12 protein-coding genes and 2 tRNA genes are annotated in these 15,380 nt (G+C 46.1%); 10 read left to right on the top strand and 4 right to left on the bottom strand.

Translation table 11 applies throughout. The annotated features are described in order from the left end of the window. Window positions 1–52: 52 nt before the first annotated feature. Entirely contained in the window at window positions 53–484 is a 432-nt protein-coding gene (locus ACTQ16_RS09700; protein WP_441937215.1) for a hypothetical protein, read from the bottom strand. 17 nt (window positions 485–501) lie between these two features. Between ACTQ16_RS09700 and ACTQ16_RS09695 the strand changes: the two genes are divergently transcribed. Next, complete coding sequence (locus tag ACTQ16_RS09695; protein ID WP_294967445.1) at window positions 502–855, top strand: RtcB family protein; 354 nt, start codon at window positions 502–504, stop codon at window positions 853–855. A 103-nt stretch (window positions 856–958) separates the two neighbouring features. On the opposite strand, the gene ACTQ16_RS09690 is transcribed toward ACTQ16_RS09695, so the two are convergent. Next, window positions 959–2,023 (bottom strand): M20 family metallo-hydrolase, encoded by a 1,065-nt coding sequence (locus ACTQ16_RS09690; protein WP_294967447.1) that lies wholly within the window; start codon window positions 2,021–2,023, stop codon window positions 959–961. 129 nt (window positions 2,024–2,152) lie between these two features. Between ACTQ16_RS09690 and ACTQ16_RS09685 the strand changes: the two genes are divergently transcribed. The 6 genes from ACTQ16_RS09685 (at window position 2,153) to ACTQ16_RS09660 (ending at window position 8,869) form a co-directional block, all read left to right on the top strand. Next, window positions 2,153–3,961 carry an AMP-dependent synthetase/ligase gene (locus ACTQ16_RS09685; RefSeq protein WP_294967449.1) on the top strand — a complete coding sequence of 603 codons (1,809 nt, stop codon included), beginning with the start codon at window positions 2,153–2,155 and terminating at the stop codon, window positions 3,959–3,961. 126 nt (window positions 3,962–4,087) lie between these two features. Further along, complete coding sequence (prfB, locus tag ACTQ16_RS09680) at window positions 4,088–5,212, top strand: peptide chain release factor 2 (RefSeq protein ID WP_264950925.1); 1,125 nt, start codon at window positions 4,088–4,090, stop codon at window positions 5,210–5,212. 21 nt (window positions 5,213–5,233) lie between these two features. Further along, window positions 5,234–5,386, top strand: a complete 153-nt coding sequence (locus tag ACTQ16_RS09675; protein ID WP_194256887.1) for a hypothetical protein — start codon at window positions 5,234–5,236, stop codon at window positions 5,384–5,386. Between the two features lie 18 nt (window positions 5,387–5,404). Then, on the top strand, window positions 5,405–5,905 hold the full coding sequence (locus ACTQ16_RS09670) for a CYTH domain-containing protein (RefSeq protein ID WP_217760565.1): 501 nt from the start codon (window positions 5,405–5,407) through the stop codon (window positions 5,903–5,905). A gap of 166 nt (window positions 5,906–6,071) precedes the next feature. Further along, window positions 6,072–7,436: a sodium-dependent transporter gene (locus tag ACTQ16_RS09665; RefSeq protein WP_294967456.1), complete on the top strand. Its 1,365-nt coding sequence runs from the start codon at window positions 6,072–6,074 to the stop codon at window positions 7,434–7,436. 77 nt (window positions 7,437–7,513) lie between these two features. Then, entirely contained in the window at window positions 7,514–8,869 is a 1,356-nt protein-coding gene (locus tag ACTQ16_RS09660; protein ID WP_294967458.1) for a sodium-dependent transporter, read from the top strand. A gap of 98 nt (window positions 8,870–8,967) precedes the next feature. Here ACTQ16_RS09660 and ACTQ16_RS09655 read toward each other — a convergent pair whose 3' ends face one another. Together ACTQ16_RS09655 and ACTQ16_RS09650 are read right to left on the bottom strand one after the other, a co-directional pair. Continuing rightward, on the bottom strand, window positions 8,968–9,843 hold the full coding sequence (locus tag ACTQ16_RS09655) for a helix-hairpin-helix domain-containing protein (RefSeq protein ID WP_295347500.1): 876 nt from the start codon (window positions 9,841–9,843) through the stop codon (window positions 8,968–8,970). Between the two features lie 94 nt (window positions 9,844–9,937). Continuing rightward, window positions 9,938–10,010: transfer RNA gene (locus tag ACTQ16_RS09650), tRNA-Pro, on the bottom strand. Between the two features lie 181 nt (window positions 10,011–10,191). On the opposite strand from ACTQ16_RS09650, the gene ACTQ16_RS09645 reads away from it, so the two are divergent. From ACTQ16_RS09645 to ACTQ16_RS09635, 3 genes are all read left to right on the top strand, one after another. Further along, a tRNA-Phe gene (locus ACTQ16_RS09645) sits at window positions 10,192–10,264 on the top strand. Between the two features lie 456 nt (window positions 10,265–10,720). Then, the gene (locus ACTQ16_RS09640) at window positions 10,721–13,690 is read left to right on the top strand and encodes a SusC/RagA family TonB-linked outer membrane protein (RefSeq protein WP_441937213.1); all 2,970 of its coding nucleotides are present in this window, start codon (window positions 10,721–10,723) and stop codon (window positions 13,688–13,690) included. An 18-nt stretch (window positions 13,691–13,708) separates the two neighbouring features. Further along, on the top strand, window positions 13,709–15,376 hold the full coding sequence (locus ACTQ16_RS09635; RefSeq protein WP_441937212.1) for a RagB/SusD family nutrient uptake outer membrane protein: 1,668 nt from the start codon (window positions 13,709–13,711) through the stop codon (window positions 15,374–15,376). Window positions 15,377–15,380 lie beyond the last annotated feature (4 nt).

Below are 15,380 nucleotides of genomic sequence, written 5' to 3'. Positions count from 1 at the left end.
TGTGGGTATTCATGGCATCCTTTTCAAGGGAAGCTTGGACTTGAAGCTGCAATTAGGTGCTTGCCTTTGATTTGATAACTATGATAATGGCTAGCAGGAGAGTAATACCTATCAAGGCACAGCTGGTATCCTGTATGGTAGAAGAACGGTCACCCACATTGATTGGTATGTCAAATAGTTCGGGTGCAATGTAGATGCTCTTGCTTTCTGTCTCTGTTGTCTGGAAGCGTTTGAGCTTGGCATGCTTGTACATGGCATATACAGCATCCACCATCTGCTGCCGTTCCTCACATGAATACAGGGCAAGCAGCTTGTTGTGATTGATGGTCTTTCTAAGCCCGGTAATTGTCTGTATGGAGCGTATAGCGTCCTCATCAAAGTAAATCTCTGCTGCATTGCCTAGGGAAACCAGAAGTCTCATAGGTAATTGATCCACTACCTCCTCAAAAGTTTCCAAAGTCTGGGCGTAACCAAATCTCAGCATGGATTCTTCTCAATAGGGTGTACTGCAAACATTCTGTTTACCATAAGACGCCTTATAATAAAAGTGGGAGTGAAAGCAAGTGCCCGAAAGAGGATGAAGAGATCTTGCTGCTGCAATCCAGTTGCCTAGCCAATTGGGAATCCCATTTTGGTGAGAATTGTATCATACACCGAAAGGGAGCAACAAGTGCCCGAGAAGGTGAAGTTGGTATCATACCTGGTTCACAAAGAACGAGTTCATATATCGTGGAAGACCTTGGCAATCCTCTTAGTTTCATGAGCTGCTCCCATGGAGCTGGCCGTATCATGAGCCGAACTGAAGCTGTAAAGACACTCAATTTAGCGGAGGAAATCCATAAGCTAGACCACTAGTATCCCGTTAAAACGAGACGATTATTAAATAAGTTATTAATACTCAAAAGTTTACGGACTTTTTGTAGTGTACTCAGTATTGTAGTCAGAACGAATGTCTCTTTCAGATGCTGGCTCCATCCAAGAGTTCCCGGTATTTAGCTACAGCATCCGAAATCTCGCTTATTTTGATAAATTCATCGGCTGAATGGGAACGGGAGGACTCGCCAGGACCCAGTTTGAACGAAGGGAAGTGCATCAGAGCCTGGTCGCTCAAGGTAGGACTGCCGAATGGCTTCATGCCCATGGCTACACATTTCCTGATAAGAGGATGTGCCGGGTCGATGCGGGATGACTTCAAACGGAAACTGTGAGCCTTTACCTCGCTCTTCAGGTGCTGGCAGATAAACTTGTAAACCTCCTCGTTGTCGTAAAACTCGTTGGTGCGGATATCCACAAGCATCGTACACTTATCCGGAATCACATTGTGCTGGGTTCCGGCATTCACTACTGTAAGCGTCATCTTGGTAGGTCCCAGGAACTCGCTTACCTTCTCAAACTTATAGTCACGAATCCATCGCATATCATCCAATGCCTCGTAGATAGCGTTTACTCCCTCGTTGCGGGCAGCATGACCGCTCTTTCCGTGAGCAATCACATCCAGCACCATCAGTCCCTTTTCGGCAACAGCCGGGTTCATGCCGGTAGGTTCACCTACGATGGCAAGGTCGATATGCGGAAGCAAAGGCAGGGCACGGGTAATGCCATCCTTTCCCGACACCTCTTCTTCGGCGGATGCCAGATAGATAAGATTATACTGCTGAGGCTTTGCGGTCAGCATTCTGAATATCTGGAGGAGCGAACAGAGTCCGCCGCCGCAATCGTTGCTGCCCAAGCCGTAAAGTACACCCTCTTCTACATCCGGTGAAAACGGGTTGTGTGTCCATGAAGCCACAGGCTTCACGGTATCGATGTGAGCGTTGAGCAGTAGGGTAGGTCGGCTCTCATCGTAATGAGGGTCGATAATCCAGATGTTGTTCGCCTCACGATGAGGTTCGAAACCATATTTGCGGATGGTCTGCTCCATGATGTCGGCAGCATCCTTCTCGTTTCTGCTTACCGATGGGGTGGCGATGAGCTTTTTCAGCAAATCCACGGCATCGCTTACATATTCTTCTTGTAGCATCATAATCTCTCTATTTTTTGATTTTGGGGCAAAGATACGAAAAAAAGAGCAGATAAAGTGGAAAAAATATCTTTTTATTTTGTGTTCTTAACAAATTCTATTATCTTTGCATCAGAATATAAATATAAGCTTATGCAAATTAATAGTCATCTTTCGGTACTGATTCACGACCTAGCTAAGAAATGGGGAGATAAGCCAGCGCTTACCTTCAGAAAGTTTGGTAGTGACCAGTGGCAAACGGTTTCATTTAATCTCTTCTCGCTAAGAGTGAAACAAGTGAGCAATGCCCTCCTGAATCTTGGGGCTAAACCTCTTGACAAAATCGCTGTCTTCTCGCAGAACTGTGTGCATTATCTGTACACCGACTTCGGTGCGTACGGTATCAGAGTTACCTCTGTGCCTTTCTATGCCAACAGCAGCGAGCAGCAGATTCAATATATGATTAATGATGCGCAGATTCGCTTCCTCTTTGTAGGCGAACAGGAGCAGTATGACAAGGCTCATCGTATCTTTGCCCTCTGTCCATCTCTGGAACGTATCATCATCTTCGATTCAAGCGTGCGCATCAGTACCCACGATCCTGCTGCTCTCTATTTCAAGGACTTCCTGAAGCTGGGAGAGAATCTCCCTCGTCAGACGGAGGTAGAGGAACTCTACAAGCAGGCAAGTATGGATGACTTGGCTAATATTCTCTATACCAGTGGAACAACTGGAGATAGCAAGGGCGTGATGCTGACCTATAGCCAGTATTATGCTGCTTTGAAGGCAAACGATGAGTGCATTCCTGTTACCGACAAGGACCGTGTCATCGATTTCCTTCCATTCACCCATATCTTTGAACGTGGATGGGCATATCTCTGCTTGAGCGAAGGTGCCGAACTCATCATCAATACTTATCCTCATGAAATTCAGGAGAGTATGCGAGAGATGCATCCTACCTGTATGTGTAGTGTGCCACGTTTCTGGGAGAAGGTTTATATCGCTGTAAAGGCTAAGATGGATGATGCCGGTTCTGTCCAGAAGAAGCTCTTCTATCATGCCTTGGCGGTAGGTAAGAAACGTAACATCGAGTATATTGCCAACTGCATGCGTCCTCCTTTGGCTCTGGAGTTGGAATATAGAATTATCAACAAGACTGTCCTGAGCATGGTTCGCAAGCAGTTGGGCCTGGAAAAACCGAATATCTTCCCTACAGCGGGTGCTTACGTGAGTCCGGAAGTAGAGGAGTTTGTACATGCCATCGGTATCAATATGGTGGTGGGATATGGTTTGACCGAGAGCCTTGCCACCGTATCTTGTGATCATTCTGACAAGAAACGCAGTCTGGGTTCGGTGGGTCGTCCAATCTCCTGCATTCAGGTAAAGATAGGTGAGGATAATGAGGTGCTTCTCAAGGGCCCTACCATCACTCCGGGATATTATCATCGTGATACCACCAATGCGAAGGCATTCGACAAGGATGGATTCTTCCATACCGGTGATGCCGGCTACTTGAAGGATGGCGAGCTTTTTCTCACCGAGCGTATCAAGGACCTGTTCAAGACATCGAATGGTAAGTATATCGCTCCTCAGCAGGTAGAATCGTTGCTCCTGGTAGATAAGTTCATCGACCAGGTTGCCGTTATCGCCGACCAGCGCAAGTTCGTATCAGCCCTCGTTGTGCCTGAGTTCCGCCTCGTGGAGGACTGGGCGCGTGAGCATCACATCGCCTTCACTTGCCGTGAGGACCTGTGTGCCAACGAGAAGGTGCAGAAGATGCTGATGGACCGCATCAAGATTCTTCAGCAGCACCTGGCTTATTATGAGCAGATTAAGCGTATCACCCTCCTGGCTCACCACTTCTCTATGGAGTCGGGCGAGCTGACCAACACCTTGAAGATTCGCCGCCCTATCATCAATAAGAACTACAAGGCGGAGATTGACAAGATGTATGAGGAGTAATGGTTTTACTTTGAACTTTATGATAACTCTTTATGATGATGACTCTTATCATATAGTTGGAGGGGATAAAGATGAAGTTCAAAGTAAACATAAAGTTCAAAGTTCAAAATTCAAAGTTCAAAGTTAATGATTACAGCTGACCAGTTGAAAGATGTGATGGACAGAGCTGACGCTCTGCATCGCTATCTCAATATAGACCAGAAGAAAGTAGAATTTGAAGAGGAGCAGCTCCGCACTCAGGCTCCTGACTTTTGGGAAGACCCGAAGTATGCTCAGGAGCAGATGAAGAAGGTGAAAGGTATCCAGAAGTGGCTCGACGGTTATAAGACTGTACGTCTTTATGCCGACGAGTTGAAGCTGGCGTTCGACTTCTATAAAGATGAAATGGTAACCGAGGAAGAGGTGGATGCCGATTATGCCAAGGCGATCAAAGCCATCGAAGACCTGGAGTTGAAGAACATGCTTCGCCAGAAGGAAGATCCGATGGACTGCGTACTCAAGATCAATTCCGGTGCCGGTGGTACCGAGAGCCAGGACTGGGCGCAGATGCTGATGCGTATGTATATGCGCTGGGCTGAGGCTCATGGCTATAAGGTAACCATCACCGATATGCAGGAAGGCGATGAGGCTGGTATCAAGAGCGTTACCATGACCATCGAGGGCGGCGAGTACGCTTATGGCTATCTGAAGAGCGAGAATGGTGTGCACCGACTGGTGCGTGTTTCTCCTTTCAATGCCCAGGGCAAGCGAATGACCAGTTTCGCCAGTGTCTTCGTAACTCCGTTGGTAGATGATACCATCGAGGTATATGTCGACCCAGCCAAGCTCTCCTGGGATACCTTCCGTTCGAGTGGTGCCGGTGGTCAGAATGTGAATAAGGTTGAATCCGGTGTCCGTCTGCGTTATTGGTATACAGATCCAGATACAGGCGAGGAAGAGGAAATCCTCATCGAGAACACCGAAACCCGTGACCAGCCAAAGAACCGTGCCAAAGCCCTGTTGCTCTTGAAGAGTCAACTCTACGACCGCGCCATGAAGAAGCGTCTGGAGGCTAAGGCTAAGATTGAGGCCGGCAAGAAGAAGATAGAGTGGGGAAGCCAGATTAGAAGTTATGTCTTCGACGACCGTCGTGTGAAAGATCATCGTACCAACTATCAGACATCGGATGTTGATGGCGTGATGGATGGTAAGATAGATGATTTCATCAAGGCATATCTGATGGAGTTCCCTACGAATGATGAAGAACAATAATAACCTAAAAAATATATAACTATGGGTGGAAATAAAGATTTAAGAAGAGCTAAGCATGAAGCTTACCAGAAGAAACAGGCTGCAAAAGCAGACAAAGTAGTGAAATGGATTTTTGGAGGATTGATCATCTTGGGTATCCTCTTCATGATTTATACAATGTGGCTTTCAGCTTAAAGTTAAAGGTATAAGAAAATGAGTGGATTGGAAATAGAAAGAAAATTCCTCGTTAAGAAGGGCGACGCTTATAAAAGCGCCGCCTTTTCTTCTAGTCATATTCAGCAGGGGTATATTCCGGCTGAAGGGGCTACGGTGCGAGTTCGCACGAGAGACGAGAAGGCTTATCTCACGATTAAAGGTAAGTCGGTAAACGGTGGTATGACCCGTTATGAATTTGAAAAGGAAATAACCATGGACGAGGCGCAGCATCTTCTGCAACTCTGTCAGGGGGGAGTCATCGATAAGCGCCGCTATCTTGTCAGGAGTGGAGACCATACCTTCGAAGTAGATGAATTCTACGGTGATAATGATGGTTTGGTGATGGCAGAAGTGGAACTGGGAAGTGAGACGGAAGAATATGAGAAGCCTGCCTTCATCGGTATGGAGGTAACAGGCGATAAACGCTTCTACAATTCTCATCTTCTTGGAAATCCTTTCTCGAAATGGCGTGATACTTTGCCGGAAGAATATCGTTAGAAAAGCATTTTAAAGCCTTTTTCTCTTGAAAATGTACGAAAAGTTGCATAAATATTACTAATTTTATACTTTTGCTTTCAAATGTTGCATATATCTCGGAATTATTTTATAATTTTGCAGTCAATAATATGAAACGTTAAGAAATTAGTAAGAGAAAGACAAGAAAATGGCAGAATCAAATAGAGGAAGTTTTGGTAGCAAGATAGGAATGATACTTGCTACAGCTGGTGGCGCCGTAGGTTTAGGTAACGTATGGCGCTTCCCTTATATGGCTGGTCAGGAAGGTGGCGCAGCCTTTATCCTGGTTTACATAGGAAGTGTTCTTCTGTTGGGCATCCCATGTATGATTTCAGAGTTTATTATCGGTCGTCATGGTGCCTCCAATACGGCACGTGCCTATACCAAGCTTGCCAATGGTACGGCTTGGAAGTGGGTGGGCTATCTGGAAGTGCTCACGGGTTTCCTGATTACCGGTTACTATGCGGTGGTTTCGGGATGGTGCTTGCAGTATGTTTATGCCAGCATCATGGGCGAACTGCATGGCGACCCTACTTTTGTGGCAAATTACTTCAAGGAGTTTTCTGCCGATCCAATTCGTCCGGTGATGTGGACGGTGGCAATCTTCCTGATTTGTCACTTTGTGATTATCCATGGTGTCCGTGGAGGTATCGAGAAGGCATCCAAGGTAATGATGCCGCTTCTGTTTATCCTGCTTCTTATTATCGTGGTGGCATCCTGTCTGTTGCCGGATGCCGGAAAGGGAATAGAATTCCTGTTGAAGCCTGATTTCGGAAAAGTGGATAGGAATGTATTCCTCAATGCCTTGGGACAGTCGTTCTATTCCATGAGCATCGGTATGGGTTGCATCTGTACCTATGCATCTTATTTCAGTCGTCAGACCAATCTCCTGAAATCTGCAATTCAGATTTCTGCCATCGACTTGATGGTGGCTGTTCTTGCAGGATTGATGATTTTCCCTGCAGCATTCTCTGTAGGAATATCACCGGATAGTGGTCCTTCGCTTATCTTCATCACCCTGCCAAATGTCTTTAACGAGGCGTTTGCATCAATGCCGGTATTGGGATGGATTATCTCCTTGATGTTCTATGTACTTCTTTCTGTGGCAGCATTGACATCCCTGATGTCGCTTCACGAGGTGAATACTTCTTTCTTCTATGAGGAGTTGAAGATTGACAGAAAGAAGGGTGCTATGATTGTTACGGTATCTTGTGCCATCATTGGTGCATTCTGTTCGCTTTCTTTGGGGGCTACAGATAAGTTGTCGTTCTGTGGCAAGACCTTGTTCGAATGGTTCGACTTCGTAACGGGTCAGCTGTTCCTGCCTACAGCAGGTCTCCTTACCTGTCTGTTCTTGGGATGGTATGTGCCGAAGAAGGTGGTGCAGGATGAATTCACCAACTGGGGAACCCTGAAGGGAAAGGTTTTCAATGTCTACCTTTTCCTGATCAAGTTTGTGTGTCCAATCCTTATCTTCCTGGTATTCCTGAATCAGTTCGGAGTATTGGGATAAGCTATATATATAATAAGGTGTAGTATGTCGTGTTTTATCAGTAAGCATTGAATACTCACCATTAAACATTAAAAACAATGGAGACTAGAGGAAATTTCGGAAGTAAATTGGGCGTCATTCTTGCTACAGCCGGCTCAGCTGTCGGTTTGGGTAATGTTTGGCGTTTTCCTTATATGGCAGGTCAGAATGGAGGTGCCGCCTTCATCCTTATCTATCTGGTTTGTATCATCCTGTTGGGTTTGCCTGGCATGATGAGCGAGTTTATTATTGGTCGCCATTCGGCTTCCAATGCAGCGCGGGCTTATAGTAATTTGGGTAAGAACAAGGCTTGGGGAACCGTAGGCTTGATGGGCGTCATCACCTCCATGATTATCCTTGGCTTCTATGCCGTGGTGGCAGGCTGGTGTCTGCAATATCTCTATGCCAGCATCATGGGTGGTGTGCATGGCGATCCGGAGTATGTGAAGACCTACTTCCAGACGTTTGCTTCCGATCCTATTCGTCCTACCTTATGGGCTGTAGGTTTCATCCTGCTTACTCATGCAGTGGTGGTAAGAGGTGTTCGCAATGGTATCGAGAAAGCTTCCAAGATATTGATGCCGCTGCTTTTCGTGCTGCTGGTTGTCATCGTAATAGCTTCCTGTTCTTTGCCGGGAGCAATGAAGGGCGTGCAGTTCCTGTTTCATCCTGATTTCTCAAAGGTTGATGAGAACGTATTGCTCGAAGCCTTGGGGCAGGCTTTCTTCTCTTTGAGTTTGGGTACGGCTTGTCTGTGTACATACGCATCTTACTTCAGCCGCCAGACCAATCTCTTGAAATCGGCAAGTCAGATAGTTGTTATCGACACACTTATTGCAGTATTGGCAGGCTTGATGATATTCCCGGCAGCCTTTTCGGTAGGTGTGCAGCCTGATAGTGGTCCGTCACTCATCTTTATCACCTTGCCTAATGTGTTCCAGCAGGCATTTGGCGATATGCCAGTGGTGAGCTACATCATTTCAGTATTGTTCTATGCATTGTTGGTATTGGCAGCTTTGACCTCTACGATTTCCATGCACGAGATTGGTACGGCGATGATTTATGAGGAACGCAAGATTACCCGTGCCAAGGGTGCGTGGATAGAGACCATTACCTGCAGCATCATTGCCGTATTCTGTTCTCTTTCTCAGGGAGCAGTTCCTGGATTGGGATTCTTTGGTAAGGATTTCCTTACGAATTGTGACAATTTCACGGCGCAGCTGTTGATGCCGCTTGCTTCGATTGTCACCTGTCTGTTCCTGGGTTGGTATGTACCGAAGAAGATAGTGCGTGATGAGTTTACGAATTGGGGCACGGTGAGCGGTAAGTTGTTCCCCGTCTTCCTCTTCATGATTCGTTTCGTCAGTCCAATCTGCATTCTGCTCATCTTCTTGCATCAGTTTGGTGTTATCTGATACCTATTATATATAAAGCCAAATGCGCTATCAGGCATAGTGCATTTGGCTTTTTCTTCTTTAGAAAGAGACATATAGTTTTAAGGTGAGATGTTCCGTTAAAAAGAGATATAAGGCGTAAGTCTTTCTATTTCGGCTGGTGGAAAATCCTTTAATAGTTTCAGCTCTTCCAGACTTTTTATCGGACCTCTCTGTCGGCGGTAGTCACAGATTTCCTTGGCTTGATAGAAGTTGAGATATGGATGTTGGCGGAGCTGGTTGAGGTTGAGCTTGTTGATGTCAAGCTTATGGATATGGTTGGCATCTATGTGGATAAACGCCAAGGCAGATTCTGGAATGCCTTCTATTTCGTTCAACTGTTCGGCAGCAGCGAATCCACCTAGACGGTCTCTGTATCTTATAATCATTTTGGCATAATAACTGCCAATTCCCGGTATCTTCTGCAGTTCGGTAGTATCGGCTGTATTTATATTAATGTGTTGTCCTGGGTTCAGCTTGTGTGGATAACTGTATACTTTTTCGTTTTCCGGTGTTGTAGAACGGGTGGTTGCAGTTATATCAGGTCTGTTGTATCGTTTCTGCTGACGGTATGGCTCGTTTCTGTAAAAATCGGAAGCAGGCTTGTAGTCATCTGCTATTCTTATGAATGGTGCCAAGGCCTCGTATTGTCTTTTCGTCATACCATAGACACGTGCAAAATCGGAAGGTCTACTATATACACCTCCTTTGGCACGGTAATGAAGAATGCTTCTTATTTGCCAAGCTTGCAGACCAAGACGTTTGAATTGGACAGAATCTGCCGTGTTCGGATCGAATGGAAAAGCCTCTTTGATTTGATATCCTTCTTTATAATATACAGGATTCTGACTAGTGGCATGTTCTGTCCGGTAAGTTTGAATAGAGTCGTTGTCTTTCTGGGCTGTTTCTGATGGTTCCCTATTGAAAAGAAAAATGAGTCCCATTAAAACAGTCATAGCTATTATGATCGCCAGTAAGGCATCGCGATCATTCCGTTGCAGGTAAAATAAGTCTCTTAATATCATACACCATTCTGTTGGTTTATATAGGTCGGGATTACTGGACTCGAACCAGCGACCTCATCGTCCCGAACGACGTGCGCTACCAACTGCGCTAAATCCCGATGCCGATTTACTGTTTTTTACAGAATGACGATGCAAAGGTACATGAAAATTGGGACAAAACAAAATAAAAATGCATTTTTTTTCACTTTTGGGAAAGATTTTCTTGAAAAAATTTGTTGGAACCAAAAAAAATGTGTACCTTTGCACCCGCAAATGAGAAATCGTTTGTTATTCATAGTTGGTGCCATAGCTCAGTTGGTAGAGCAAAGGACTGAAAATCCTTGTGTCCCCGGTTCGATTCCTGGTGGTACCACTTCTATTGAAGCTGAATCTTCGTAACAAGATTCAGCTTTTTTTTGTTAATTTCCTGATCTATGATAACGTTTTCGTATAAAAGTTGTTCGGGTTCAAATATTTTCATGGAGTCTAACTACTTCGAGGCAGTGAAGCGCCCAATCGTGAGTTCTCTGCAGGGAACTGATCAGTTATATTACTTACGCTGACAATCCTGCAAGTTTCGATGCTTATGAGGTAGCCAAGCCTTATCCTGGATTCATACGAGTCGGGTGTTGTGAAAGTAATGGGTGTGGAATGAATTATGGACTGATATATATTACAAAACGGACAAAACCAGACATATTCTGGTTTCTTGTCCGTTTTTTGTTTTCTTTTGGCAATTTTCAGTCTTGTACTTTTGATTGTATTTGATACTTTTGCAACCACAACAAAATGTTAGATCAAATAATAACCTGATTAAACAACTAGGCAAATGAATGCAATCTTTAGTAAAGTAAGAAAGAGAGGTATCCTTCTCGCAGCTTTGTTACTCATGGGATGTTTGCAGCTTTTTGCGCAGACTCGCACCGTCAAAGGTGAGGTGACAGATGCTCAAAATGGTGAGGCTCTTATCGGTGCCACTGTTACGGTGGAAGGCGAAAAGGGTGGTACGGTTACTGATTTCGACGGTAACTTCAGTCTTCAAGTATCTTCTTCTGCCAAGAAGATCAAGGTATCTTATATAGGTTATATAGATAAGATACTGGCTATTTCTGAAAATATGAAGGTGAAACTCGAATCGGATAGCAAGGCGCTTGCCGATGTCGTGGTCATCGGTTATGGTACAGCGCGCAAGAGCGACCTGACGGGTTCCGTGGCTACGGTGAAGGCAAAGGACTTCAACAAGGGTCTTGTTTCATCTCCAGAGCAGTTGATCAATGGTAAGGTTTCCGGAGTACAGATCATGTCCAACAGTGGTTCTGCCTCAGCAGGTAGTACCATCCGTGTACGTGGTGGTGCTTCTCTGAATGCCAGCAACGACCCGCTTATCGTGCTCGATGGTGTGCCATTGGAGCAGGGCGGTATCTCTGGTAACAGCAGCAACTTCCTCAGTATGATCAACCCTTCTGATATCGAGAGCATGACTGTATTGAAGGATGCTTCTTCTACCGCCATCTACGGTTCCCGTGCATCCAATGGTGTCATCATCATTACCACCAAGAAGGGACAGCAGGGCGGTTTGAAAGTGAACTTCAATACTACCAACAGTATGCAGACCCGTGCACAGATGGTGGATATGTTGGACCACGATGATTTCGTGAATGTCATCAATCAGTATGGTACAGATAACCAGAAGTCATTGCTCGGCAATGCCAATACCGATTGGAACGACGAGGTTTATCGCACAGCTTTCGGTACTGATAACAACCTCAGCTTGAGCGGAAGCATCGGTAAGTATTTGCCTTTCCGTGTTTCTGCCGGATATTACAACCAGAGTGGTCTGGTGCGTAAGGACAATGTGGAGCGCTGGACTGGTAACGTGGTCTTGACTCCTAGCTTCTTCCAGGATCACCTGAAGTTGACCATCAATGCCAAGGGTACACTCAATAACAACTCTTTCAACAATGGTGGTGCAGTATGGGCTGCCGCAACATTCAACCCAACCATTCCTGTATATTCAGGTAATAACAGCTATGGTGGTTTCAATGAGGCTCTCGATGCTGATGGCTATCCGGTAAATGCGGGTGTAAGAAACCCACGTGGTCTGGTGGATCTTTATGATTCAAAGAGTAAGGTGAGCCGTTTCATCGGTTCGATGGATGTAGATTACAAGGTTCATTTCCTACCAGACCTCAAGCTCCATGCTACCATTGGTGCTGATTATGCCAAGGGTGATGGTACCATCTATGTTCCTGGCTACGCAGCACAGTCATTCAACAAGGATGAGTCCTTGAGCGGTAGCGATTACAAGTATGGACCTCAGAAGAACGAGAACCGTCTGCTTACCCTCTATGCCAACTATGCAAAGTATTTCGAGAATATCAAGAGCAATGTGGATCTGACTGCTGGTTACGACTATCAGTACTGGAAGAGCTCTACACCTCTTTATTATACCAAGAGTGCGGCTGGTACAACCCTTTCTACCGTGAAGGCTTCTGATTACCGCCACGTGATGTTGTCATACTATGGTCGTGTCAATTATTCCTTCGATGGAAAATATCTCCTGACTGCTACAGTCCGTCGCGATGCATCTTCCCGTTTCTCTAAGGATACCCGTTGGGGTACCTTCCCATCTGTAGCTTTGGGATGGACCTTGACAGAGGAGCCTTGGTTGAAGGACAACAAGGTAGTCTCTAACCTGAAACTCCGTGCCAGCTATGGTGTAACCGGTCAGCAGGAAGGTATCGGCAACTACAACTATCTTCCGGTCTATACATCCAGTGTAACAGGTGCCGAGGCACTCATCAACGGACAGTATATTACAACTTATCGTCCTGAGGCATACGTATCAGACTTGAAGTGGGAGACTACAACCTCCTGGAACTTCGGTCTTGATTTCGGATTCCTGAATGGTCGTATCGGTGGTGCCATCGATTTCTATACCCGCAAGACCAAGGATTTGCTGGCTTCTGTTCCTACAGCAGCAGGTACCAACTTCTCAAAGACTATCCTTACCAATGTAGGTAATGTAGATAGCAAGGGTATCGAGGTTTCCCTGAATGCAACTCCTGTCCAGACCAAGGACTGGGAGTGGAATCTGAGCTACAACTTCACCTGGCAGAACATGAAGGTGAAGAACCTTTCTCTTACCCAGGGTGGAAGTCAGACCAATGTGAAGGTAGGTCCATCTATCGATGCTTACCAGTTCCAGGTACTCTCCGAGGGATATGAGCCATATATGTTCTATGTATATCATCAGCTCTACGATTCAGAGACGGGCAAGCCGATCGAGGGCGCTTACGCAGACTTGAATGGTGATGGCGAAATCAATGATGGCGATCTCTACCGCTATCATTCTCCAGCCCCTAAGTACATCATGGGTTTGAGCACATCTCTGAGATACAAGCAGCTGACTCTCGGTATGAGCTTCCGTGCCAACATCGACAACTACGTATATAATGGCATGGGTATGAGCACTGGTGCATGGGAGACCGTGAGCTACAACAACTCACAGCTCAATAACCTCAACGCCAGCTTCCTGAAGACCGGTTTCAAGACCCGTCAGTATCTTTCAGATTACTACGTAGAGAATGCTTCGTTCCTGAAGCTCGACAACCTGAGCTTGAGCTACAACATAGGTAAAATCAACAAGTGGGCTTCACTCACCGTATCAGCGATGGTACAGAATGTATTCACCATTACCGGTTACTCAGGCACAGACCCTGAGGTGCCAAACGGAATGGACAACTCGTTCTATCCACGTCCTCGCACTTACTCAGTAAGCCTCGGACTTCAGTTCTAACAATCAAAATTGATAACAATGAAACTTAAGAATATATTATATAGTATGATGTTGGGAACAGCAGTGCTGACCAGCGCTACCAGCTGTGTATCCGACCTCGACCAATATCCTCAGACGGAGACAACCTCTAAGGATGTTTATACCTCGCTTGCCAATTATGAGGCTGTGCTGGGTAAGATTTATGCTGCCATGGTGACCAGTGGTCAGGGTAAGGGTGGCGATAACAAGGATATGTCTTCTGTATTGAACAGCGGCAGTGGTTTCGACTACATGCGTATGTTTATCAATATGCAGGAGTGTGGTACCGATGAATTTGCCTCCACCTGGCTGACAGGTGAGCAGACCACCGGCCTGACCTATCTTTCATGGGATGCCAACGATGCTTGGGTATCAGATATGTACTATCGTATCTATTACAACATCGCCCTCTGCAACGAGTTCCTCCGCAATGCCAATAATGCCAATTTCTCGGGTGCTGATGCAGAGAAGATGAAGGAGTATAAGGCAGAAGTCCGTTTCATGCGCGCTCTGTTCTATTACCATGCGCTCGATTTCTATCGCAATATTCCGATGGTGACAGAGAACGACCCTGTGGGCAGCTACATTCCTCCTCGTTATACTCCACAGCAAACTTTCGATTATATCGAGAGTGAGTTGAAGGATTGCGTAGGCGATATGCTTCCTGCATCCACCTGTCCTTACGGTCAGGCTTCTCAGGGTGCTGCCTATACCCTGCTTGCCAAGCTTTATCTGAACAGCGAGGTTTATACCGGCGTTGCCAAGTATGCCGAGTGCAAGGAGGCTTGCGAGAAGGTGATGAACATGGGTTACTCTCTCGAGTCTGATTACAGCAAGCTCTTCAATGCTGATAACGACAAGCGTACCAACGAGATTATCTTCGCCTTGCCGGTAAGTGCAGAGCATACCGTAAGCTGGGGTTCTTCCACTTACTTGGTGTGTGGACAGTTGAGTATGTCGAATGCCAACCAGAATGTTGCCGACTTCGGTGTCACCAATGGCTGGAGCGAGTTCCGTCTCCGTCCGGAGTTCGTGGATAAGTTTACCCAGACCGATATTGATGGAGGTGGCGACAAGCGCTGCAAGTTCTTCACTAATGGTCAGAGCAAGGATGTAACCAGCATGACCGATGAAACCACCGGTTATCTCTCAGAGAAATGGAGTAACCTGAAGGACGATGGAACTACTGCATCCAATACTGCCAATGATGGTGTAGAAACAGACTATCCTCTCTTCCGCTTGGCTGATGTCTATCTGATGTATGCCGAGTGCGTGGCTCGTACCCAGGGTTCAAGTTGGGACCCATGGCCAGAAGGAAAGACTGATGCCGCTGATCCAGAGGTTATCGCTTCCCGCAAGCAGGGAGCTATCTATTGGATCAACCTTCTCCGCGAGCGTGCAGGTAATACCGATGTATGGGCTAACAACTTTGCCAACGATGATGAGTTCCTGCAGTTCATTCTCGATGAGCGTGCCCGTGAGCTTTATCATGAGGGTTATCGCCGCACCGACCTGATTCGCTTCGGCGAGTTCACTACCAGCAAGTATATCTGGCAGTGGAAGGGTGGCACCCACGATGGACAGGCTGTTGACAGCAAGTACAACATCTATCCAATCCCTAACACCGAGCTTACCGCCAATCCAAATCTTCATAACGACAACTATTAATAGG

Origin of the sequence: Prevotella sp. LCP21S3_D2, assembly GCF_052118345.1 — a bacterium.
Lineage (GTDB): Bacteria > Bacteroidota > Bacteroidia > Bacteroidales > Bacteroidaceae > Prevotella.
Note: the sequence above shows the minus strand (reverse complement) of the source record. Positions and strands in the feature narration are given on the sequence as shown.